The organism is bacterium, from assembly GCA_016124905.1.
Taxonomy (GTDB): domain Bacteria; phylum Pseudomonadota; class Alphaproteobacteria; order Rickettsiales; family RI-342; genus RI-342.
In genome coordinates this window covers 88066-111971 of sequence record WGMV01000008.1, presented here as the reverse complement: position 1 = coordinate 111971, position 23906 = coordinate 88066, and the positions used below count along the sequence as shown (strand labels likewise).

Genomic DNA, 23906 nt, shown 5'->3' with positions numbered 1-23906 from the left:
AAAATGATGATGGGAGTGTTGAACATGGCGCATGGGCCGTTTTACCAGCCGTATATCGTGGGCATCGAATCCGCCGTGACGGACAAGCTTTACCCCGGCGGGCAGGATGAGCTGGCGGAACTGTTTGTCGGCTCTTTGCACCGGCTGCTGCCCACCCCTGCCATACCCCTGCCCCGCAGCATCGGCCCGGGGGATAATATCACCGTGCTGGCGGATGATTTTCACCGCGCATTGTACCAGTTTGGCTTGGAAAACGGACTGATCGCCCCGCTGGACAACCCCACGCCCGATGCGATTGAGGCGACCGGACTCGGCGTGCTGGAGCATCTGTTTGGCCATCCCACCTCTGCCCCAGGCGGGGCACTGGCCAACAGCATGGCGGCCATTTTTGCCTCGCGCGTGGATAACCAGCCCGTTGCGGATGGCGTGTTCATTACCGCGGTGGGGGATGACGCAGCCGGGCAGCATTATGTGCGCGAGACGGGGCGCAGCCATATCATCGCCGCCGCGCATGGCCGCCAGATGGAAGCGCATATCCTGCCGATGGGGCCGGATAACCGGCTGATTGTCGCCTGCCCGCGCAACGCGCAGGAAAACTCCATGAACGCGCTAACGCCGGAATTCGTGCGCAGCTCGCTGGAGCAATGCCAGCGTCGCGCGTTTGGGCATATCAACCGTCTGATGGTGGGCGGCTATCTGCATCTGCTGGGTGAGCGCTATGCGGATGTGATGCAGACCATCATCGATTTCATCCATACCCTGCCACAGGATAAACGGCCGGATGTGGTGATGACGCTGGCCTCGCATGAGGCGGCGGAAAACCCGGTGCTGCAGGATGCGTTCCTGCGCCTGTCGCAGCTGACGAATGTGACGGTGCATGCCAACACGGGTGAGTTCCGCCGCCTTATCGGCCGGGGGATTGATGGCGGCCTGGTTGAAGAACTTGGGCTGGACGAGCAGCACACATTCGATTCCGTCTGGCGGGTACCGTTCGACCTTTTATGGTTCGATGACCAGCAACAACCGTTGCAGGGCAAGGCGCTGGACAAGGCGAAGCGCGCTACACCGGATTACATGACCGCCAAGGAGGATGCCAACCGGCGCGCATTCGCCTATGCATCGTCGCATCTTTGCACGCATAGCAAACATGAAGTGAATTTTGTCGTGACCGATGGCGGCAAGCCGCCGGTGATCGTCGACAGCCGCGGCGCGCATGCCTATGAAGGGCTGGAGCCCTTCCCCGACAACCAGCCCATGTATACCGTTGGCGCGGGCGATGCATTCGCGGGCGGATATCAGGCGATGGACCTGTTCCAGCTGGCCAAGGGCCTCAATGGCCCGCACAGCCAGAAGCACGAGGCGCGGCGCTTCCATAACATCCATGCGGGCCATGCGTTTGCCCATCAGGTGCTGGAAGTGCCGAGCGCCCGTGCGCCTGACCGTTCCATCGTCACCGACTGCGCGGCGGAACAGGTGCGCATCGACGGGCCGATGGCGGATGCGGCGTTGCTGGATGTGGTGTGCGAAGGGGTGGAGCGGAAGCGGGCCTAGGTGAATTGCAGGTCGTTGCCGCGGTCGTCTTCAAAGCCGCCATTGTTTCCCAGATTGTCGTCGGCGTCGTCGCCAAAAATGCTGCCGCCTTCATCCGTGCCGAACCATTGCGCGAAGGCATCCCCCTGCGCGGGAGAGGCGTCCGCTTCCTGCACCAATGAGAGGCCGCATTCTTTTTCAGCGGCATTGAGGAAGGCTTCGTATTGGTTATCATTGGCCTGGATTACGAGATGCAGGGAATAGCGGCTTAGTTCTTCCGGCGTTTTTTTCAGACCATCCGCATTATCGAATGCGAGATAGGATTCCGTGATGTTTTTGCCTTTATCGTATTCAAATTTACCCTCGGCATCGAGGAAATACATTCCCAGTTCCGGCTTGGCGTAGGCGTCCCAGCTGGCGCCGAAATACTGGCATAGTTGTTTTTTGAGGGCGTCGCTTACCGCGGCGCGGTAGGTCGGCAAGCCTTCATAGGTCTGATGGTTTTCGCGCTCGGAAAATTCGAGGCTGTTGGGAATGGGAAGCTTGAATGTCACATCATGCAGGGAGGGCCGAAGGCGGACGTTGCCGTCCTCATACATCCAGACCGACGCATGGGCGGGCGCGGCGTCGCCATCGTAATTCAACTCATCCAGGCCGAAATCCATCCTGACCTGCTGCAGGGACCTGCGCATGGCGGCCATGAGGTTGGGGTAATGCTCTTCCGTCACGGGTTTGGGGGCGGGTAAGGCCAAGGCCATGTTACTGTTTCCGATAAGGGCCTTATCGACTTCCTGTTTGATTGTCTCCAGCTTCCGTTTGCATTCGTCCTCCGCCTTATCCAGAAACTCCTGCAGGTAACCGTTGGTTTTCAACCGCACCTGCAGCATGCCGTCCTGCGTTTGGGATGAGGGGATGTCCAGCTCAGCGGCATGCCCGAGGAGGAATGTGTAGGTTTCCGGAAATGCCGAAGCCAGCGCCTCCCGCAATTCCTCGCAGATTTTATCGTGATATGACTCCGCTTTCATGAAAAGCTGGGAAAGCAGGTCGTTGTCCAGCGCGGGCAGCGAGAACATCACATCGCCCGCACGCACATCAATGCCGATATCGGTGACCTGAAAGGGTTTCATCTCCAGGAACCAGGGAACCTGCTCTCCGTTGAGGTTGGCATCAATCTTCGTGGCGAGGCGAACATCGCGCAGCACCTTGCCGAGCATTGCCATCGTCATTGGGTATTGATTCTCAAGTTCCGGTTGTTTGCTCATATGTTGCCTCTTATACCAGTTCGGGAACGCCCCCGTCAGGGCCGTCATTATGCACGCCGGATGACCCGGAAAGCTCGCTATCCCAGGCGTTGAACGCGTCGGCCAGCCCGCCTTGCTCCTTCATCCAATAGTCAAAGGCACCATGGCCCTCTTCCGTTTCGGCCATCTGGCGCTCGCTGCATTCGGCTTCCGCCATGTGGAGGAATTCCTCCAGGCGTTTGTGGCAGTCGATCACCAGGTACAGCGTGCAACGCGCCATGTCTTCGTGGCTCAGGTTATGCAGCGCCGACATTTCCTTTTCGTCGGCGGGGACCTTGCCGTCCGGCCCGGTGAAGAACCAGACCTCCCCCGTGCCCGCGCCGGTGCGCGCCAGGGCATCGGGAAGGACGTCCCTCAGGGCATCCACCACCAGCCGGTTCATCAGGTTTTTGTATGGGCCGAGGCTGTAGAAATCGCTTTTGCCGAGAAAATAATCCCCGTTAGGCACGGGCAATTTGAGCAGGATCTTTCCCTGATCCATGGAGAAACCGATATCGGCTTCTCCCCAGGGTTTGATGGACGGATGCACGGGTGCGGGGCCGTCCTCGCCCATGGCATCCAGCCCGGCTTGCAGGCGCAGATTGATCAATGCCTGACGCAAGACGTCGATGGTCAGGGGATAACGTTTGATAAGCGGTGGTTGGGACATGGATATTCCTCTAATCTGGGAGCGTTCTACCATGCGCCGTTGACAATGATGTTACAAAGCCGCCTGCCGGGCTTGCCAATGGTTAATCAATGGGGTTATATGCCCCTTCCGCGTTAAAATATGAGGTTTTCCATGGCGTCTTACCAGTATGTGTATGTGATGAAAGGGCTGACCAAGTCCTATCCGGGTGGGCGCACGGTGCTGAAGGATATCACGCTTTCCTTCTTCCCCGGGGCGAAGATCGGCGTGCTTGGGCATAATGGCGCGGGTAAATCCACGCTTTTAAAAATCATGGCGGGGATCGACAAGGAATTTACCGGCGAGGCCTGGGCGGCCGAGGGCGTGAAGATGGGCTACCTGCAGCAGGAGCCGCAGCTGGACCCCGCCAAGAACGTGTTCGACAACATCATGGACGGATTGAAGGAGAAAAAGGAGATCCTTGACCGGTTCAATGAGATCTCGATGAAATTCGCCGAGGAAATGAGCGATGACGAAATGAACACCCTGCTGGCGGAACAGGCCGATCTGCAGGAGAAGATCGACGCGGCCAACCTGTGGGAGCTGGACCGCGAGGTGGACATTGCCATGGATGCGCTGAACTGCCCGCCGAAGGATGCGGACGTGACCAAACTTTCCGGCGGTGAGAGACGCCGCGTGGCGCTGGCCAAGCTGCTGCTCTCCCAGCCGGACATGCTGCTGCTGGATGAGCCGACCAACCATTTGGATGCCGAATCCGTTGCATGGCTTGAGCATTATCTGAAGGAATACAAGGGCACGGTGATGATCGTGACCCACGACCGTTACTTCCTGGATAACGTGACAGGGTGGATCCTGGAACTCGACCGTGGTCAGGGCATTCCCTATGAGGGCAATTATTCCAACTGGCTGAAGCAGAAACAGAAGCGCCTGGCGGTGGAAGAGAAAGCCGAAGCCGCACGCCAGAAGCAGCTGGAGCATGAATTGGAATGGGTGCAGCAATCGCCCAAAGCCCGCCAGGCCAAAAGCAAGGCGCGACTTAAGGCCTATGAGGAATTGCTCAATAAGCAGCGGGATACGGGCTACGGCCAGGCGCAGATCGTGCTGCCCAAGCCGCCGAAGCTGGGTGATCTTGTCATTAAGGCGGAGCATCTGAACAAGGCGTTTGGCGGGCGCACGCTGATCAAGGACTTGGAATTCAACCTGCCGCCGGGCGGGATTGTCGGCATTATCGGGCCGAACGGCGCGGGTAAGACGACCCTGTTCCGTATGATCACTGGCAATGAACAGCCGGATAGCGGCACGCTGACGGTCGGGCCTTCCGTGAAGCTTGGCTATGTGGACCAGAGCCGCGATTCGCTGGGTGACGGCAAAACGGTGTGGGAAGAGGTTTCCGGCGGGGCGGAGGATTTCGACTTCGGCTATGGCAACGTGAAATCCCGCGCCTATGTGTCGGCCTTCAACTTCAAGGGGCCGGACCAGCAGAAGAAAGTTGGCCAGCTTTCCGGCGGGGAGCGCAACCGCGTGCACCTGGCCAAGATGCTGAAAACGGGTGTGAACGTGCTGCTGCTCGATGAGCCGACCAACGACCTGGACGTGGACACGCTGCGCGCGCTGGAAGAAGCGCTGCTGGATTTCGCCGGCTGCGCGGTGATCATCAGCCACGATCGCTGGTTCCTGGATCGTATCTGCACGCACATTCTGGCCTATGAAGGCGACGGGCATGTGGAATGGTTTGAGGGGAACTTCCAGGATTACGAGGAAGACAAGAAGCGCAGGCTTGGCATCAATGACAATGAGCCGAGCAAGGTGCGGCATAAGAAGCTGATGAACGGCTGAGCTTTGCCTAACCTGCGCTTCGCGCAGGGCTACGCCCGCATTAGCGGGCGGGCCCTCAATGGGCCAGTCGCTTCGCTCCACCTTTTATTTTGCTCCCTGCGGCGGCCTCCTTGCCGCCGCAATGGGCGTGCTCAAGGCTGGGCAGCGCGACGTACTGTCGCGTTAACAATGGGATTTATTCATCCGTCAACTAACTGTCACACGGTTTTGCTATCCACCTCCCTGAAGCTATTCAGAGGACGAGTATGGCGCTGACACCGCTCAAGAACGTGCATGAACAGATTTTCGGCGAGGGGCCGATCCGCGTGGCGATGCTGTGCGACCCGGGCAAGGATGATGCGATGGCCATCCTGCAGTTTTTTGCCCATCCGGAGCGGGTGACGCTGGAAGCCATCATCCCGAGCGCGGGCAACAGCTCCATCGATAACAGCTATGAAAACGCCCTCTCCCTTTGCGCCTTGTGCCGGATGGAGGATGTACGCGTGGTGAAGGGCGCGGCGCGGCCGAGCCATAAGGAGGTGCAGGAAGATTCCGCAGGCGCGCACGGGCTGAGCGGCTTCGGCGATGTGGTGATCGACAAGGCGGCGGCGGATTCCCACCTGCGCCATGCGCAGCGGGATGCGGAGGAGCGGTTGCAGGGCGGCGCGGATATGGTGGTGGACATACTCAAGGCATCCGCCGGGAAGCCGGTGACGCTGGTATGCACCGGCGGGCTGACCGACCTGGCCGAGGTGCTGCAGCGGCTGGATAAACAAGACAAGGGCGCGCTGAAGAACATCCAGGCCATCGTGATGATGGGCGGGGTGTTCAACCGCCGCGAGGCCCCACGGGAGCCCAACTCCCCCGTGTTTGACGCCAAGGGCGGGTTCATTCCGCTGGGGCAGCGGCATGCGGAGTTTAATTTCTTTTACGACCCCAATGCCAGCAAAGCCGTGTTCAAACTGGCGGAGAAGCACCGCATCCCTGTGTTGCTGGCGCCGCTGGATTTGACGCACCGCATTACGGTGGGCAAACCGGAGGAGGAACACCTGGCGGGCGCTGGCCCGAAAGCGGCCATGGCCGGGAAATTCTGTGGTGATGTGGGGCCGTGGGATGTGGAGCGCTTTAATGGCGAAGTGAAACAGCCCTTCCACGACCCCGCCACCAGCAGCATGATGCTGCACCCGGAGCTGTTTGAAGGCCAGTGGGCCAAGGTGCGCGTGAATGGCGCCACACCGCAGATTTTCGGCTGGGATGGGCTGAAGCGCTGGCATAAGGAAGGCGAAAGCTTCAAGAAACCGGCCGAGGATGGCAATGTGTTCGTGCTGGAAGCGGCGCGCGGGCAGGATGTGATCCGTCATTTTATTGAGGATATGGAGCGGCTTGAGCTGGTTGGCCGGGAATAATATAAATATATTGGCAACTTCGGGAAATTATCCCCACCGTCACATGGCTGTCATGGTTGGAGTGCATAGTGCGCTTCGCAACCGATAGGAGGTGACTCATGATGCCGTCCTGCATTCCGCGCGGAGGGTTCAAACGCAGCCCGCGCTTCTGGCTTTTGCTGGGATTGCGGCTTACCGTCATGGCTTCCTTAATCTGGGTTGCGCATTAACGTTATATCAGCTTCTTGCCGTCAGTTTAGACCCACGAAATAGCCAGGAAAGCCATTATGACCGCCAATCATCCCCCAGCGGGGCATAAGCCCACTCCCCTCAACCCGCTGCTGAAACGCATGAAGGATGCGTTCTGGTACCCGATCCGGCATATGATGACCTTTTCGCTGGTGACCAACATGCTGATGCTGGTGGTGCCGCTCTTCTCCCTGCAGGTGATGGACCGCGTGCTGGGGAGCTATTCCATCGACACGCTGATCCTGCTGACCATCATCGCCGTGACCATGCTGATTTTCATGGGCGTGTTCTATGCCGTGCGCATGGTGATTGCCAGCCGCATGGCCGAATGGGTGGACCAGAAGCTGACGCCCGAAATCCTCAGCTACAGCATTTCGCAAACGGCGCAGAAGCTTAGCCCGCAGGGCAGCCAGAACCTGCGCGACCTGACTTCCATCAAGCAGTTTCTGCTGAACCCGGGCCTGCAGACCATGCTGGATGCGCCCTGGACGCCAATTTACTTCATCGTGATTTTCATGATCAGCATCACGCTTGGCTGCGTGACGCTGATTGGCGGCATCTGCCTGCTTGTTCTGGCATGGCTGACCAACCATGCCACGGAGCATCTGGTGAAGGAAAGCACCCGCCACAGCCATAACCTGCTGCGCCTCAGCGATTCCGCCCACCGCAACGCGGAAATGGTGGAAGCCATGGGCATGGCACCCGCCATCATCCATCGCTGGCAACAGGCAAACCGCGAGCTCGCCACGCCGCAGATGCTGGCCAGCCAACGCCAGGCCATTATCCAGTCCAGCTCCAAATCCTTCCGCATGATGATCCAGATCGCCATTACAGGCCTGGGCGCGTTTCTGGTGCTGCATAACCAGCTGAGCCCGGGCGCGATGATTGCTGCCTCCATCCTTTCCGGCCGCGCGCTGGGGCCGTTTGAAGCCGCGATTTCGCTATGGAAAACGACCATTCAGGTGAAGGATGCCTGGGAACGGCTGAATACGGAACTTTCCCACGGCATCACCCCGCGCGGCAGCATGGCTATGCCCGCCCCGCGTGGCGAGCTGGTGGTGGATCGCCTGGTCTATCGCGTTGCCGGAAATGAAGTGCCGATCCTCAAAGGGGTGAGCTTTGTGCTGAAGCCGGGCGAAAGCCTTGGCATCATCGGCCCGGCGGCGGCAGGCAAATCCACGCTGACCAAACTTATCGCCGGTGTGTGGCAGCCGCATGGCGGCCATGTGCGGCTCGACGGTGTTGATATGTATCAATGGAACCGCGAGGATGCGGGACGCTATATCGGCTATGTGCCGCAGGATGTGGAAATGTTTGAAGGCACCATCCGCGACAATATCGCGCGCATGAAGCCCGATGCCACCGACGCCGACGTGGTGCGCGCGGCACAGCTGGCCGGCGTGCATGAACTGATCCTCACGTTCCCGCAGGGGTATGACACCTATGTGCATGCAGGGCTTTCGTCCCTTTCACCGGGGCAGAAGCAGCGCGTTGCGCTGGCAAGGGCCTTTTACGGCATGCCGAAATTCATCGTGATGGACGAGCCGAACTCCAACCTGGACGGCGATGGCGAGCTCGCGCTCATCCGCGCCATTCAATATGCCAAGGAGCAAGGCGCCACGCTGGTGGTGGTGGCGCATAAACCCTCCATCATCGCGCGTCTGGACAAGATCATGATGCTGCGGCAGGGCATGGTGGAGGCCTTCGGCTCCCGCGATGAGGTGCTGCCGCGCTACCTGGGCCCTACCCCGGCCAAGCCACAACCGGAAGCCGTGCAGGAAGAGGTTTCCGCACGCCCGAAACTCAAACGCCAGGAGCCTAAGTCACCCGAAGGCCCTGACGCCGATCAAGATGGAGAGAGCGCATGAGCAACTCCAACAACAAACTCGTCAAACTGGATAATCTGGCGCGCAAAAGCGTGAAGCTGCTGCCCGGCATCGACAGGCTCGGGCATGCGATGGGCGGAGACGAAGCCTTCAGCGAGGCGGAGCTGATCGGCCGGAAGACGGTGAAGTTCGGGCTTTGGGTGCTGGGGATTTCGCTGGGTGCATTTGTGCTCTGGTCCATTGCCGCGCCGATTGACAGCGCTGCTGTGGCGCGAGGTGTGGTGGTGCTGGATTCCAACAAAAAAACCATCCAGCATCTGGAAGGCGGCATTATTGAAAAAATCAACGTGCATGAAGGCATGAGCGTGAAAGCCGGCGATGTGCTGGTGGAGCTGAACCCGGCATCGGCCGATGCGCGGCTGGGGCTCGTGGCAGGGCAGTTCTGGGCGGAAAAGGCCGCCGCGGCACGTCTGGCTGCCGAGCGCGACGGCAAGGACAAGATCGACTTCCCACAGGAATTGCTGGACCAGGCGGCGAAAAGCCCCGAAGTGCAGGATACCATCAACAGCCAGACCAAACTGTTCGACACACGCCGCAAGGCCCTGACCGGCAGCGTGGACGTGCTGCAGCAGCAGATTGCGCAGCTGAACAACGAGATTGCCGGCCTTCACGCGCAGGAGCAATCTTCCAACCGGCAGAGCCAGCTGATTGAGGAAGAACTGGTGGGCATGCGCAAGCTGCTGGCCAGCGGCAACGCACCGAAAAGCCGCGTGCTGGCGCTGGAACGCCAGGCGGCGGACCTGAAGGGCCAGCGCGGGGAATATCTGGCACAGATAGCCCGCGCCAAGCAGCACATCAGCGAGATCAACATCCAGATCCTCAATACCAAGAACCAGTATATGAACGACGTGGTCTCCAACATGCGCGAAACCGAGGTGAAAATGGGCACGCTGGGTGAGCAGAAAAACGCCGCCAGCGACATTTCCAACCGCCTTCAAATCAAGGCGCCGGTGGGCGGCATCGTCACCAACCTCCGCATTCATACCAAGGGCGGTGTGATTTCTCCCGGCGAAGCGGTGCTGGACATCGTGCCGCAGGATGACCGGCTGATCATCGAGGCGCAGGTATCGCCGCTGGATATCGACGTGGTGCATCAGGGCCTGCCCGCGCGCGTGCGCCTCAGCGCCTACAAGGCGCGCAACCTGCACCCGGTGATGGGCGAAGTGACCACCGTTTCGCCCGACCGTTTCACGGATGAGAAAACCGGACAGTCCTATTACATCGCCCGCGTAACGGTGAAAGAAGAGGAACTGAAAACCCTGAACGATGCCAAGCTTTACCCCGGCATGCCCGCTGATGTGCTGATCGTCACCGGATCGCGCACGCTGATAGGCTACCTGCTCCAGCCGATCAAGGACAGCATGTTCCGCGCCTTCCGCGAGCAATAGACCGGTTTGCGGTTTCGCTTCTGCAAAGGGGGACCGAAGGATTTCATAACGCCACTCGTTTTATTGTAGAGGCCCCTTTGCAACCTGTGCGCATATGGGGCCGCACCCTGTATTTTGTTGCATTAGACGGTTATAGCCGCTAAATGTAGTAAATAGTTTCAAAGGGTTAGGAGTGGCGACACGTATTGGAAAATGCCGGAATCCAAACAACGCCACCATCAATGGGTGGATGGCGGCAAGGTTTTCTTTGTTAAAAATCAATGTGCTGCGTCTGAAAAAAGCCGGTCGCATGCTATTAATCGCCGCCCTGCTATCCGCCTGCGATGACGCCCCCGCGTATAACGGCAACGATAGCGGCGAGCTAACCCTGACGCCCATTTCCGCCGGAAAGTTCGATATCATGGGCTGGGCGCGCATGAACAGCCCGGGTGCGCGGCTGCGGCTTTACATTGAAGGCGACGGCAAAAACTCCAACAGCTATCGCATCAACAGCGACGAACCGACCCCTGAACACCCCATTGCCCAGCAGCTGGCCAAGCAGGATACATCCGGCAATGTGGCCTATCTGGCACGGCCGTGCCAGTTTGTTTCGGGCAGCAATGACCGCGGGTGCGACCGTAAATACTGGCACGATGCGCGCTACAGCGTGGATGTGGTGGCAAGCATGGCGGACGCGATTCGTCAGATGATGGCTCAAAGCGGCAGCAAAAGCGTGGAGCTTATCGGCGTGGGCGGCGGCGGCGTGGTGGCCGCGCTGGTGGCGCTCCGCATGCCGGAAGTTTCGGAGATTCGCACACTCGGCGCACCTATGGACCTTGCCGCATGGGTGTATGCGCATCATATATCCCCGCTGGTGCAATCGCTGGCGCCGGAAGATAACATCCGCATGCTGGCCACCATCCCGCAGCTGCATATCGTCAGCCAGCAGGATGAAAATGTGCCGCCCTCCATTTTAAACAGCTACATGAGGCGGCTGCCCAAAGGGCATTGCGTGAAGACCGTAACGGTGGAAGGCCCCACGCATGAGGAAGGCTGGGACAGCACCTGGAACCGCTATGGGCATGCGCCGATCAGCTGCAAGGAAATCCAGTCAGGCAGCGGCGCCTAGGGCATCGGCCAGGGCATGCACCACGGTGCGGTTGGCCATTTGCACGAGCACCGGGTCCCCATGTTGAAGCACGGCAACCTGCCCGGCTTTTTCCAGCATGTAATCGATCTTTCCTTCGGCAGGCAAGGTGCGCAGGTTATGCGTAATGTCGGCCAGTTTGATGGTGGCGGCATCGGCACTGGCGGCCTTGAGCTGGTTGATGACGTGGCGGTCCTGCTCGCAGACGGGGGTGGCGGCGTCCCATTTCTTTTTGGTCAAGGCACCCACGATCATGGCCACGCGCGGGCCGAATTCCTTTTCCAGATCGGCAAGGGTTATGGACGTGTCCTCACACAAATCGTGGACATAGGCAGCGGCAACCACTTCGGGATCGTCCGTCACCAGCGACACAATCAACGCCACGGCGCAGCAGTGGCTGTAATAATCCTCGCCCGTGTGTTTGCGCGTCTGGCCCTGATGGTGCTTTTTGGCGTATTCGGCCGCTTTTCTTACCAGGGGGTCAAGCAATACTGCCTGTCGCATGCAATGGAATCCGTGTTCGATTAAGGTGCCGGAATCTAATGCGGATTAGGTCTTCGCGCATGTGAATTTTATGTTTCTTCGCGCTTTATTTCGAACCTGGAACCATTACAGGCGCCAAGCGCAGGTCATCGGGCATAAGGCCAAGGCCGACATGTGGTTTACCGGGGTCGGTCACGCGATATTTATCGCTCCAGACCTGGGTTTGCAGCGGGCTGAACGTGCCTGCGGCCCAGATAAATGGCGGCTCGACAAAGAGCTGGATGTCTTTAAGTCCTGCATGTTTGAGCAGCGCACCGAGGCCAAGCGCATGGTAGGCATGGTGCAGCGGCATGCCCGGCTCGCCGTAAAGCAGTTCCATCGGGTGTGCCTTGTTGGGAATTTTCACCGGCACGGGCGGATCACCCAATGCAGCGAAAAGGCTTTCGGCATCGGGCGTGGCGATCATCAGCATGCCGCCACGCACCAGCCAGCCGGACAGGCGCTTGATGGCGGCAATGGCTTCATCCGGCCAGAGGGCGGCGATGGGATCGGTGATGCAGATGCCGTGCAGGCCCTTGGGGGGCGTGGTGATGGCGCTGGCAAGGGCGCGGATGCCGCCGCCGAGGACGGTCACGTCCCACTCCTGTGTGCGGAAATGCGGGTGCAATGCCGGTTCCCACGGAAATTTCCCCGTCACATGCCATACGAGTTTCATGCGGCGTTCTCCAGCTTCAGCAAAAGGTCGCGCGCATCGGCAATGGCGCTTGGGCTGGGTTCGCCGGATTCGCCGTCGGCCAGCTGGGCGATCATGGCCATGTGCTTGGGCAGGCAGTCGTTGAAGTCGTAATGCGCCTGCACGGTGTGGCGGGCGGCATTCTGAATGGCGATGCGCTCCTCATCGTTCTTCAACGCGTGATGCACGGCATCGGCCACTTCCTCGGGCGAGAAGAAATCCACCAGCCAGCCGTTGAGGCCGTGGTTGATGACCTCCTCCACCGGAGGGGTGGCGGAGCCGATGATCGGCGCGCCGCAGGCCATGGCTTCCAGCATCGACCAAGAAAGCACAAAGGGATAGGTGAGGTAAATATGCGCGCGGGTGATGCGAAAGAGATCCAGCAGCTGATCATACGGCAAATGGCCGACGAAATGCAGGCGGGAGAGATCCAGCCCCGGTACCTTGTTCATCCATATTTTGCGGTAGCTCTGGCCGGGGGGGAGTTTTTTGCCGTAGCTCACCCCGTCGCTGCCGACGGCAACGATGCGCACCTCGGGATCGCGATCCAGAATCAGCTTGGCGGCCTGCATGAAGGTGCCGATGCCGCGATAAGGCTCGAAATTACGGGCAACATAGGTCACCAGCTTGTCTTTTTTCGTCAGCACGCCGCCGCCAGGCAGCGTGAAGACGGCTTCGTCGTTGGGCGTGCAGGCTTGCATGTCGATACCGTCATGCACGACCGAGATGCTCGGGCGGAATACTTCCGGAAACTGCTGGTGCTGCCAGTGGGTCGGCGCATAGCCCCATGTGGCGGAAGCCAGGCTGTGCAGATGCACTGTGTTTTTGATGCGGATGCGGGCGGCGTCGTCCTCGGTGGCGGGGGCGTCGGGGTCGAACCCGACATCGGAACCGCGGGCATTGTAAAAGAATTCGCAGAAATGAAGCTGCGGCACATCGGGCCAGAGGTCGCGCAGAAAGAGCATGTCGCCCCAGCCGGGATGGCCGACGATGACATCGGGCACAAAGCCATCCTGCATCAGGCGGCGGGCGGCGCGGTAGACCTCCTGCCCCACCAGCACGCCGCGTTCGGTGCTGATGAGGTAGCGGTGCGTTTTGACACTCGGCTCACGCGGCTCGACATATTCGACCTTGCGCACGCCGGGGATGTTCACATCCGGCTTGGGTTTGGTGATGAAGGCCACTTCATAATCCGGCAGGGCGCCATAGATGCGTGCCAGATGTTTGAACTGCCCCGGCATGTTGGGGTGAATGAATAAAATCCGCATCCGGGGCTTATAGCACAGCGGCAAGCGTCTCGGCTAGTGCCTTGGCCTGCATGCGTATTTCCGGCATGGCGGTGGATTCGAACCGATCGCCCGCCCTTAAAGGACCGATGGCATAGAGGCGGGTTTCAGCCGGGCCAAGCACCTGAGCGGCATCGTTGGTGGCCACGCCCCAGCCCAATGCGCCCGGGCGGGCAAGGCCGTTTTCCGTCAGGTGCTTCAGCAAGGGCTGCGTGGCCGTCGATAGATCCGGCCCGGTGCAGTTGATGACGGCGCGGGCGGGCAGGATTTCCCCATTGCGTAGGTGAAGCGCGGCACCCTTTTCATGCAGCTCCACCCGTTGCGCGGCACCTTCGTGCAACGCCAGCCGGCCATATTCAATCCATTCCTGCAATTGCTGATAAATGGCGACGGCCATGCGGTGACGGTGGATGCTCCAGGTGCTGCCGAGACGGCGGGCGATGCGCTGCTTTTCCTTTTCCGGCAATTGCTGCCAGAGCTGAACGGTGACGGGGCGAATGCCGTCGACTATGCAGCGCCAGTCATGCCCATGGCGGACGGCTTCTTTCGCCTCCTGGCGCAAGGCGTGCAGCAGGCTTGCGGCGGTGCGGGGGGCTTGTTCGGGATGCTGGCTGAGGGCGCATGGGATGGGTGTAATGCCCTCCTTGTGCGGGCGTGGCAGATGCGCATGGCGCGAGACGGCAGTGAGGCTGCCCCGATAGCCGCGCTGCATAAGGGAAATGGCAATATCGACCATGGTCAACCCGGTGCCGACCAGAATGATGCGGTCATCGGCTTTGGTGGTTTCCGACAGGTCGGCCTGCGCCAGCAGGCTGTCGGAGGCAGGAAACCAGGGATTCTGGATGATGGCGGAATGCTGCACCTGCGCCGCGATGGGACGCGGCGAAGGATTACCCGAGGCCAGCACGGCATGGGTGACGGAATGCTCCTCCCCCTCTTCATCCTGCAGCACCCATCCCTCATCCTGACGTCGCAGGCCGACAATAGCCAAACGATGATGGCTTACCTCGCCACCCTGTTGGCGGATGATGGCCGCGGCACCGGTGGCCAGGGCGGTGAGGTAATTGCCGTATATCACCCTCGGCGCGAACCCCTCCGGATCAGCAGGTTCACCGTTGTTTTTCAACCAGTGCACAAAATGATCCGGCTCTTCCGGCAGGATGGACATTCCCTTGCCGCGCACATTCAGCAGGTGCCAGGGAGCCGCGCGGCCATAGGCCACGCCACGCCAGGGCGAAAGAGCGGGATCGAACACATGGATATGCACGGGATGGCGAAGGTGGCGCGCCAGATGGATAGTGAGGGCCGCGGCGGAGGCGCCTCCACCAATAATGGCAAGTTGCGCCGTGGGCATGGGTTATTCGCTGTCCGTAAGAGCGGCCTGTTTTTTAAGAACCATGCGGTGCGAACGCAGGCGGAAAAGGCGGTAAAGCTTGCGCGTCTGCGCGCTTACATAGGTGGTGAAGAGGAAGGGAAAAATCCCGTGTAAAAACAGGGCCACCGCGCAGGTAAAAAAGCGAAACGAAATAACCGTGGTAAACCAGGCATGTACCAGATAGGACTCGCCTGCGCCGTGCGGATGATCGGTAAAAAGCTGGTAAAGGCTGCGGCGAAAACGGGCCAGAAGGCGAAGGGTGGCACGCCCGGCAAGGCTGCGGTGGGCGGGGGTGTTTTCCTGCTCAGGCAACTGGCTCATCAGGATGACATTGCTCGTTAACATGGGTGCTTCCTTTCGGGGAGTTTGTCTCGAGCCTTCAGTTGACTGGTAGGCAAAATGGATGAGATTTACAATGATAATATGTGGATATGATCACGCTTTATCGGTTGATTTTTCAAAACGTGTTTTGTGGCGGCTTTCCACCTGAACGACGCGGGCGTCGTGGATGGTGACCTCCACGCTGCCATAGCGGATGTCGCGCAGCTTGCTGAGGATGAAGGCCTCGGTTTCGTTCAGCGGGACTGATGATTCTTTCGTTTGAACCATGTCTTTCTCCTATTACATAACGGGTAGCTGGTTGCTGCGGGTGAGCTCGGCGAGGTTGGTCCGGTCCAGCACGCCCGCGATGGCGTTGCGCACCTCCACCATCAGCTTGCGGATGGCGCAATGCTGAACGTCGGGGCAATCGTCGCAGGGCTGAAACTGGTTCTGACTGGCGCAGCGTATGGGCGCCAGCGATCCGTCAAGCGCGCGGACGACCTCGCCCACGGGAATCTCGAACGGATCACGCGAGAGAATATAGCCCCCAAAGATGCCGCGCTTGCTTTCCACCAGACCGTGCTGCTTGAGCTCAAGCAGGATGGCTTCGAGGAATTTGGAGGGAACATCGGCTTCCTGCGCCAGCTCCTTGGCGGCCATTTTGCCGCCCCGGCTGGTCAGCACCATCAGCGCACGCAGCGCGTATTTGGCTTTCATGGAAAGCATGCGTCCTGTCCCAAAACCCTAAAGTCGATTGGATTGGTAGAGTTTATTTCCTACCTAATCAATAGGATTTTTGGGTTAAAACTGTCTTAATATAATAAAACAAGCGCTTGCATTTATATGAAACGTGAAATTGCCTGGGGGTTTTCAAACGAAATGTTTTCTTCTTTCATGGCGGAGGCCTCCCCGCTGTAGCGCATCAAGATGCCACCCAAACGCTGAATCTGATCCTCCGGCACGGCGGATACGCGAAGGTTATCCTGCAGATACTGCCTGCTGGATTCGACATATTCCTCCAGGTCGGTAACATTGTTGACCGCCGGGACGGTCTGAAGCAAGGCTGCCAGCTGCTGGACCATGGGGTTGCTGCGTGGAAAGGCGGAAGCCAGGGTGGCACCCTGGTCTTCCAGCACCATCGCCAGATCGGCGAAAGTGCCAGGGTTCCGCAGATCAAGCTGGGGGATGTAGTTGATGGCCTCTTCCGTCTCAAGCCCCGCCGCGCGGAGAGAGCCCGCGGCAACATCACGCAGGGCGCTGTTGGCGGCGCTGATATCCAGATCGCCGATTTCGGCCTGAAGATCCGTCAGGGCGCGGTTGGGATTGGGGTTGTAGCGCTGCCACATGAGGCTGCGCTGATCTTCGGACGTGGTGCCCCAAGGAGTGAAGGGGTCTACGTAATAGCCGCTGATGAAATCAGTGCCGCTGGCCCCGGTATAAATACGCCCTCTCACCGCGTCCGCGCCTTCCGGCGGCGTGCCTTCCACAAACACACGAAAATCAAGATGCGCGCCCATATTCTCACCCAGGTAGGCTGTATGACCGATTTCATCCCCCGTGTTCACTTGGGCGTTCAAGGCAGGCAGGCCCTCCTCCTGCAGGTGCATCAGGCGATAATAATTGCCGTCTATACCGTGAATGGTCACCGTGTATCCTGGCTCGGTGCCAGGATATTGCTCTTTTACCGGACCAGAATAGACCACCGTGCCGCTGATAGGGGCCACCACCATTGAACCAAGCGTCACGGCAATGTCGATGCTCGGATTGCTGCCGTTCAGATCGTCGTTGAATGACCGGGAAGCTTCGCGATAGCGCTCCCGGTAGAACATACTGAAATACACTTGGGGAACAACTCCCGGCTGACCGCCTGCCCCTACGGGAAAAACATATTGATCGCTTGGGAGGAAATCGACCATGACGGCACCTTATTGTTTAAAAGATACCGGAAGCTAGGGATGGATTGTTACGATTTTATGGATGGGTTCAACGCCCAAGCTGCGGGCCTGCCCCGCCGACGGCAGGCGTCATGTCAGGCGTGAAACCATTGGCGTGCGTCGCGCTGGTCGACAAGAGGGTCACCCCTGGAACAGAAAGGCCGGTATCATTTGATGGGGCAGCCATGCCGGTTTCCACAATGGGTGGATAATGCTCCTGAAGATAAGCCCTGCTCCCCTGCACATAGGTGCTGGCAAGAATTTGTGAGGTTACCGTGGTGCTCGGGATAGATTCCAGTACGGCGGCAAGATTTTGAACCCGTTCGTCAGCAGCAGGCAACAAATGTGCAAGATATACCTTGCTGCCCACCCATTCGAAGCTGGTTGGGAAGCGGATATCAAGGCTTTCTATTTGACGTAGAAAAGTGGGATCTTCAGCGCGGGCCTGCCAGCCCGACTGGGTGGCAGCCAGTAATTGCAGATGGTCCATCGCCGTCTGGCGAATGATGGCGTTGATTTCATCGATGCGCTGGATTTCGGCATAATTCATTGGCTCGGTGATATTCAAAAGCGGACCGATGGAAGGGTTATGCGACATGCCGAGCATCAGCCCGCGCTGCTCGGGAGAATTGCTGCCCCAGATGGCAAACGGGTCTACCCAGTAGCCTTCCACCTGCCCCTGCGCCAGATTGATGGTCCCCTGATAATAATCGTGACGGCCGGATGGATTACCCTCCTGATCCAGCAGGACGGGAGGATGGTCGCCATCAATGCCGTCGCTATAGGGTACGAATACGCGGAAATCGAGATGGGGATCAAGCCCCTGAAGTTCTGGGAAACCTGCTGTTTGAGCAATCTGCTGGCCCGCCGTCACGCGCGTGGGCTCACCATTCGTGTATGGTGGAATCAACCCTTCCGCCGACACATGCAGCATACGGTAATAATTTCCGTCATCACCTAGAATGGTAACTGTATAAGCGGCATCCGTGCCCTGATAGTCTCCTTCCACCGGACCTGCATACACAACCCGGCCTGAAGTCGGCGCAACCACAGCAGTACCTTCCGGCACGGCCGTGTCCACACTGGGGTTGTGACTGCCGATCTGCGAATTGAACTGGGCGGCGGAACCTCCGTACAGCTCTTCAAAAAACATGCTGTAAGGCAAATGGCCTTCCGGGACGGCTGCGATGTCCACCGGATAGTAATAATCATTCGGATTTCCGAAAGGCCCTGGCATAGTGTGGGTTCCTTATTCTCTACCCATTATGCCACGCGCATGTTACTTTTTTGTGTTTGCGCCAAATACTTACCGGAAAGGGCTTTTTATGCGCATAATATCATTCATTTCCATATGCTTGACCATGGCCTTCCCTGCCCTGGCGGCGGAAGGTGAAAAGCTGAATTACACCCCCCTGACCACGCCGCTGGAGAAACTCAGCCCCATGCAGCATGCCGTGACCCAGAAAGGCGCGACGGAGCCTGCCTTTCATAACGAATACTGGAACAACCACGAGGAAGGCATTTATGTGGACGTGATCAGCGGCACGCCGCTGTTTTCCTCCACGGACAAGTATGATTCCGGCACGGGCTGGCCGAGCTTCACCAAGCCCATCAACCCCAAGCTGGTGGGTGAATTGCAGGACAAAAGCGCGGGCATGGAGCGCACCGAAATCAAATCCGGCAAAAGTGGCGCGCATCTGGGCCATGTGTTTGAGGATGGACCGAAGGACAAGGGCGGCAAGCGCTTCTGCATCAACTCCGCCTCACTGAAATTCATCCCGAAATCCGAGATGGAAGCGAAGGGTTACGGGCAGTATCTGTACCTGTTCGCGGGTAAGCATTAATTGTAACAAAATATTGATTTCATTGGCATAAGTACGATAAGTGCTTTGATTACATCCTGAGGTGGTGTAGAGATCGGCTCCTGTTTCATTTCGGGAAATGACATGCGCCGATTGACTCATTTTCGCTCACGCCATGATCTGGCACGCATTGATCTGGCCATTTTGCTTGGCCTTTTTGTTTCCACCTCCCCTATTGCCGTGCTGGCAAACCCTGTGGGCGGCGTGGTGAGCGGCGGAGCCGCCAGCATCGGCAGCAGCGGACATGTGCTGACGGTGAACCAAGCCACCCAGCGCGCGGTGATTGACTGGCGCGGGTTTGACATCGCCCCGCATGAGACGACACGGTTTGTGCAGCCCAATACAGGCAGCTGGACATTGAACCGGGTGAATGCGGCAACCCCTTCGCTGATTCAAGGAAACCTGATCGCCAACGGGCGCATTGGTATCATCAACCCCAACGGGGTGGTGTTCAGCGGCACAAGCCGGGTGGATGCGGCCGGGCTGATCGCCTCCACAGCCAATATCAGCAACGCGAATTTCATGGCCGGCAACATGATTTTTGATCAGCCGGGCAACCCGCATGCGCGCATTGTGAATGAAGGGCGCATCACCGCGCGCCAGGCAGGGCTGGTGGGGCTGGTGGCGCCGGTGGTGGAAAACAGCGGCATCATTGAAGCAAGGCTGGGCAAGGTTGTGCTGGCATCGGGCGATGGTTTCGCGCTGGACATGGCAGGGGACGGGCTGCTGAATGTCGCCGTGAGCCGGGATGTGGCCAGGCAATTGGTGAAGAATACCGGCAGCATCACTGCCGATGGCGGCAGTATCACCCTGACGGCGGCGACGGCGCGCCATGCGGTGGACCGGCTGATCGATTCCAGCGGGCTGCTGCGCGCGCAGACGGTGGGCCGGAAGAACGGCGTCATTACCCTTTCCGCCGGGGAGCGCGGGGATGCCCTCGCCGCAAAAAGAAACACCGGCCGCGTGGCCGTATCCGGCATGGTGGATGCCAGCGGCAAAGAGCCGGGCAGCAAGGGTGGAAGCATCAGCATCCTGGGCGATGAAGTGGCATTGCTTTCCGGCGCGCGTATCGACGCCAGCGGGCATGCGGGCGGCGGCGCCATCTCAATCGGCGGGGAATATCAAGGCGGCAGCGGCACCTATGCCTCGCAGATGACCTATGTGGATAAAGCGGCGAAAATTTCCGCCAGTGCGACCGACCACGGCGATGGCGGGCATGTGGTGATCTGGTCGGACGGGGCAACGGGTTATTATGGCAATATGGATGTGCGCGGCGGGGCGCATGGCGGCCATGGCGGGTTTGCGGAAGTATCGGCCAAAGGGTTGCTCGACTTTCAGGGGCATGTTGACCTTCGCGGGCCGCTGGGGAACACGGGCACGCTGCTGCTCGACCCGACCGATATCACGATTTCCTACGCGACGGATTCTCCGGCGACCATTGCCGGTTCGGGTGTGAGTAGCGGAGGGCTTGTTTTCACGGGGCATGGGGGAAACGTCATCTGGACCACCACCTACCGCTACCCGCTTTACTCCAGCTCCATCTTAAACATCAACACCCTGCAAAACCAGCTGGCGATGGCCAATGTGGTGGTCACGACGCAATCGGCGCTTTCCGATGCCGGGGATATTACGGTGGCGGATGTAATCGCGTGGAATTCGCCTTATTCGCTGACGTTAAGGGCTGACCGCAATATCGCGATCAACGCTCCCATCACCAATCTCGGAACGGGTGACCTGATTTTGAAAGCGGGCCTTAACGGCAATGGCGACATCACCATTGCCGATAATCTGACCATCACACTCGGCGGCGGCAGGTTATCGCTGGTGGAATATGCCTATACCGCGCCTTATACCACCACCATCACCAGCAACCGCGCCGCAGGTATCATTACCGATAGCAGCCTCAACCCTTATGGGAATAATATTTCCCTTATTGCCGCGCCGTCTGCATCGCCCCCACCGCAACCAACGCCACAGCCGGTTGTGCATCCCTTCGTTCCCCCGCGTGTAACGCCGCTGGCCATGCCGAGCATTTCCACCAGCATCGCCATGCCCGCCAAAACGCAGGCGCCCAACCTGAACCTGGGGCCGGGATTTCCGGCAGGCAGCATCACCTCCCCTCAGGAGGCCGCGTTCTACTCCACCCCAATGGATGGACCGTTCGACTTTAAACCGTTCAGCCATCTGAACGAAAGCCTGTTCGGCATGCGCAGGAAAATCGACTAATTCCCGGTGACTAATTCTGAGCGGCAGGGTTCAGTTCTTCCCTGGCGGCCTGAAGGTCGTGCTGGAACTCCTCATTCTGCAACAGGCCGCCGAAGATGATGAGGGAGAGTTCCCTTCCCGCTTCGATATCGGACGGGTAATGCATGCCCACCAGCACGCGGTGCTGGGCGATGGTATCGGCACGATCAAGAAAGGCTTCGTGCTTTTCAGGCATGAGCATGCCGAGGGCGCGCGCAAGGGTGTAACCCATGGAGGTGTGGCCGCTGGGATAGGCATTGTCCATGTGCGCGTCGATCAGCGGTTTGATGCGCGCATCCATCAGGTAAGGACGTTTGGTGTTCCAGTATTTCTTCGCCTGGCCGGTGACGGCGCGGGTGGTGTCGCCAATGCGGTCCAGCAGGTGATAGAGCGCGGGGTGGGTTTCGCGCGTGAGGGTGGCATCGGTGGCAATGGCGATCATTTCAGGCGTCAGCGTGTGTTCGGACGCAGCGGCCTGGATGTCGCTGATGATGGCATGTTTCTGACGGGTGAGGATGTCGTTGACATCGCTCGTCCAGCGCACGCTTTTTTCAGCGGGCGGCGCGTTCAGTACGGTGGGGGGAATGGTCTCCGGGTCGAGATAGGGCTCGGCCATGGCGGGCATGGCGAGGCAGAGCGCCGTCAGCAGCGTGGATAAAAACACGGTTATGCGCATGGTCGTCTCCTGCGGGACTGAAGCATTACCGGGCGTTGGCCCAGCCGCCGATACGGCGCATGAACAGGCCGCATCCATACAACACCGCGCCGGTGAGCAACAGGCAGAAAATGCGGATGACGGTCGGCGCGGAGGAGGCATCGTATAACAGCGCCTTGCCCGCCGCGAAGGCCAGCACGAACAACGCCGATTTTGCCATGACCTCGTCTTTGCGGCGGGCGGCGAAAAGGATCACCGCCACCGCGTAGAACAGCCAGGAGGCGGAGACCGCCAGCGAGCCGACATCATGCGTGAGCCTGTAAAGCCCGAGCACGGCCAGCGCGTGCGCCGCGCCCAGCAGCATGTGGCCGTAGAAGGATTCATCCGGCAAACGGTCTTCTGCGGCGGCTAGGATGATCCACATGCTGCCCACCGCGCCGAATGAGATGAAGAGCCAGCCGTCGTCATGCCCACTCAGCAGGTGGGAAAACATGCTGAGATATTCAATGACCACAATGGCGCAGAGCGCGAAGGCGGGAATGCGAAAGGGGCTGCCCGGGGCGGGCATGACGGGTTGTGAGGGCAATAGCGCAAATGCCAGCGTGATGATGATGAAGAGAACCGGCCGCGCATGCTCCGGCAGCAGCTCCAGATAGATGGAATGAAAACAGGCCAGCGTGGCGAATGCGATGATGAGCGACTGGCTTGGCAAGGCCTGTGGCAGCAGGCGCTTCGCGGATAAATACAGACCGATGAGGGCGGCGGCGAATGCCAGCGAGATCCATGGCGCCAGGCCGGGCTGCAGTTTGTCGATCAGGTAATATTCCATCGTATAAAAGAGCAGAAGTACGGGTAGAAAGCTCCAGGCTTCCAGATGGGTGAGCGGCTGGCGGTGATGCGCGGTGTATAACCACGAACCATAGGCGAAAATGATGAACTGTACCGCCAGCACACCGGCAAGCAGGCCGTCCTGGTTGAGCTTTGCGCCTGCCAGGCCGCTCATGAGAATGGCGAGATAGGAGGAGACCAGCGTCATGGTGCGCGTGCGCACCCAGATGGAAATGGAGGCGAACACCGCCGAGCAGAAAAGGTAATAATAGAGGGAGAATTCCGTCACGTTAGGCTGCAGCGCCAATATGGCCGGAGAGACATAGGCGCCCACCGCCGCGGTGATGGCATAGGCATCGTGCCGGATCTGGGTATAGAGCCAGACGCAGACGGCGGAGACCAGGCACATCAACGCCATGGCGCTTTCAAACCCGATGAGGTTGTAAAAACGGTGCGCAGCGAAGGTGCTGAGATAGAGCACGATCACCCCCGCGCCGGGCAGCAGGCCCGCATAGGCGCGATCGAACCGCAGCAACGCCATGCCGGAGCCGATGAGGCCGATGCCGAAGGTGGCCGCCAGCCCGATTTGCCGCGCGGGCGTCAACCAGCCGGATTCGATGGAAAGCTTCACGATAAACCCCGCCGCCGCGACAAAGCAGATGATGGCCATGATGCCGAGCCAGTTGCCGGGCCGGGCCGGGGTTTCGGGCGCCGTAACGCGTGGCTGCAGGGGCGAAGGCAGCATCTGCCGTGCCGGTTGCGGGGCTGGTTTATGATCCGCCTTTATGCCAAGCGCGGCCTCGATGTTGGTAAGCCGCTGCTCCAGCGCGGCCAGACGTGCATCCGTTTTGATTGGCGCCATATCCCCTCACCCGCT

Annotated in this window: 21 protein-coding genes; 8 read left to right on the top strand and 13 right to left on the bottom strand. The window is 59.3% G+C overall.

Translation table 11 applies throughout. The features are described 5' to 3' along the window. The first annotated feature begins 24 nt into the window (after positions 1-24). Positions 25-1551, top strand: coding sequence for a hypothetical protein (locus GC177_02685; protein MBI1274861.1), 1527 nt, complete (start codon positions 25-27; stop codon positions 1549-1551). On the opposite strand, the gene GC177_02680 is transcribed toward GC177_02685, so the two are convergent. Both GC177_02680 and GC177_02675 read right to left on the bottom strand, forming a co-directional pair. Further along, positions 1548-2792, bottom strand: coding sequence for a hypothetical protein (locus GC177_02680; protein MBI1274860.1), 1245 nt, complete (start codon positions 2790-2792; stop codon positions 1548-1550). The two genes, GC177_02685 and GC177_02680, sit on opposite strands and share 4 nt — an antisense overlap. A gap of 10 nt (positions 2793-2802) precedes the next feature. Beyond that, on the bottom strand, positions 2803-3480 hold the full coding sequence (locus GC177_02675) for a hypothetical protein (protein MBI1274859.1): 678 nt from the start codon (positions 3478-3480) through the stop codon (positions 2803-2805). A gap of 132 nt (positions 3481-3612) precedes the next feature. Between GC177_02675 and ettA the strand changes: the two genes are divergently transcribed. From ettA to GC177_02650, 5 genes are all read left to right on the top strand, one after another. Then, entirely contained in the window at positions 3613-5295 is a 1683-nt protein-coding gene (ettA, locus tag GC177_02670) for an energy-dependent translational throttle protein EttA (GenBank protein MBI1274858.1), read from the top strand. Between the two features lie 245 nt (positions 5296-5540). After that, complete coding sequence (locus GC177_02665; protein MBI1274857.1) at positions 5541-6680, top strand: hypothetical protein; 1140 nt, start codon at positions 5541-5543, stop codon at positions 6678-6680. Positions 6681-6946: 266 nt separating this feature from the next. Further along, complete coding sequence (locus GC177_02660; GenBank protein ID MBI1274856.1) at positions 6947-8776, top strand: type I secretion system permease/ATPase; 1830 nt, start codon at positions 6947-6949, stop codon at positions 8774-8776. Then, entirely contained in the window at positions 8773-10182 is a 1410-nt protein-coding gene (locus GC177_02655; protein ID MBI1274855.1) for an HlyD family type I secretion periplasmic adaptor subunit, read from the top strand. Before GC177_02660 ends, GC177_02655 begins: the two co-directional genes overlap by 4 nt. 172 nt (positions 10183-10354) lie before the next feature. Continuing rightward, positions 10355-11290: a hypothetical protein gene (locus GC177_02650; GenBank protein ID MBI1274854.1), complete on the top strand. Its 936-nt coding sequence runs from the start codon at positions 10355-10357 to the stop codon at positions 11288-11290. On the opposite strand, the gene GC177_02645 is transcribed toward GC177_02650, so the two are convergent. The 9 genes from GC177_02645 to GC177_02605 all read right to left on the bottom strand — a co-directional run bounded on the left by GC177_02645 (position 11273) and on the right by GC177_02605 (position 18677). Then, positions 11273-11812: an HD domain-containing protein gene (locus tag GC177_02645; protein MBI1274853.1), complete on the bottom strand. Its 540-nt coding sequence runs from the start codon at positions 11810-11812 to the stop codon at positions 11273-11275. The two genes, GC177_02650 and GC177_02645, sit on opposite strands and share 18 nt — an antisense overlap. An 85-nt stretch (positions 11813-11897) precedes the next feature. Next, positions 11898-12506: a hypothetical protein gene (locus GC177_02640; GenBank protein MBI1274852.1), complete on the bottom strand. Its 609-nt coding sequence runs from the start codon at positions 12504-12506 to the stop codon at positions 11898-11900. After that, complete coding sequence (locus GC177_02635; protein MBI1274851.1) at positions 12503-13792, bottom strand: glycosyltransferase; 1290 nt, start codon at positions 13790-13792, stop codon at positions 12503-12505. Before GC177_02635 ends, GC177_02640 begins: the two co-directional genes overlap by 4 nt. A gap of 7 nt (positions 13793-13799) precedes the next feature. After that, positions 13800-15164: a hypothetical protein gene (locus GC177_02630; protein MBI1274850.1), complete on the bottom strand. Its 1365-nt coding sequence runs from the start codon at positions 15162-15164 to the stop codon at positions 13800-13802. A 3-nt stretch (positions 15165-15167) separates the two neighbouring features. Beyond that, positions 15168-15530 carry a hypothetical protein gene (locus tag GC177_02625; protein MBI1274849.1) on the bottom strand — a complete coding sequence of 121 codons (363 nt, stop codon included), beginning with the start codon at positions 15528-15530 and terminating at the stop codon, positions 15168-15170. 90 nt (positions 15531-15620) lie between these two features. After that, entirely contained in the window at positions 15621-15794 is a 174-nt protein-coding gene (locus GC177_02620) for a DUF2292 domain-containing protein (GenBank protein MBI1274848.1), read from the bottom strand. Between the two features lie 12 nt (positions 15795-15806). Next, positions 15807-16232: an Rrf2 family transcriptional regulator gene (locus tag GC177_02615; protein MBI1274847.1), complete on the bottom strand. Its 426-nt coding sequence runs from the start codon at positions 16230-16232 to the stop codon at positions 15807-15809. Between the two features lie 113 nt (positions 16233-16345). Then, positions 16346-17422 carry a peptidoglycan DD-metalloendopeptidase family protein gene (locus tag GC177_02610; GenBank protein MBI1274846.1) on the bottom strand — a complete coding sequence of 359 codons (1077 nt, stop codon included), beginning with the start codon at positions 17420-17422 and terminating at the stop codon, positions 16346-16348. A 67-nt stretch (positions 17423-17489) separates the two neighbouring features. Further along, positions 17490-18677 carry a peptidoglycan DD-metalloendopeptidase family protein gene (locus GC177_02605; GenBank protein MBI1274845.1) on the bottom strand — a complete coding sequence of 396 codons (1188 nt, stop codon included), beginning with the start codon at positions 18675-18677 and terminating at the stop codon, positions 17490-17492. A 28-nt stretch (positions 18678-18705) separates the two neighbouring features. Between GC177_02605 and msrB the strand changes: the two genes are divergently transcribed. Together msrB and GC177_02595 are read left to right on the top strand one after the other, a co-directional pair. Next, entirely contained in the window at positions 18706-19284 is a 579-nt protein-coding gene (gene msrB / locus GC177_02600; GenBank protein MBI1274844.1) for a peptide-methionine (R)-S-oxide reductase MsrB, read from the top strand. Between the two features lie 102 nt (positions 19285-19386). Then, positions 19387-21528 (top strand): filamentous hemagglutinin N-terminal domain-containing protein, encoded by a 2142-nt coding sequence (locus GC177_02595; GenBank protein ID MBI1274843.1) that lies wholly within the window; start codon positions 19387-19389, stop codon positions 21526-21528. Positions 21529-21538: 10 nt separating this feature from the next. Here the strand turns inward: GC177_02595 and GC177_02590 are convergent, their stop codons facing one another. After that, positions 21539-22363, bottom strand: coding sequence for a phosphatase PAP2 family protein (locus GC177_02590; GenBank protein MBI1274842.1), 825 nt, complete (start codon positions 22361-22363; stop codon positions 21539-21541). Further along, a complete protein-coding gene (locus GC177_02585; protein ID MBI1274841.1) occupies positions 22248-23891 on the bottom strand; it encodes a DUF2339 domain-containing protein in 1644 nt (547 codons plus the stop codon). Before GC177_02585 ends, GC177_02590 begins: the two co-directional genes overlap by 116 nt. Between the last annotated feature and the right edge of the window lie 15 nt (positions 23892-23906).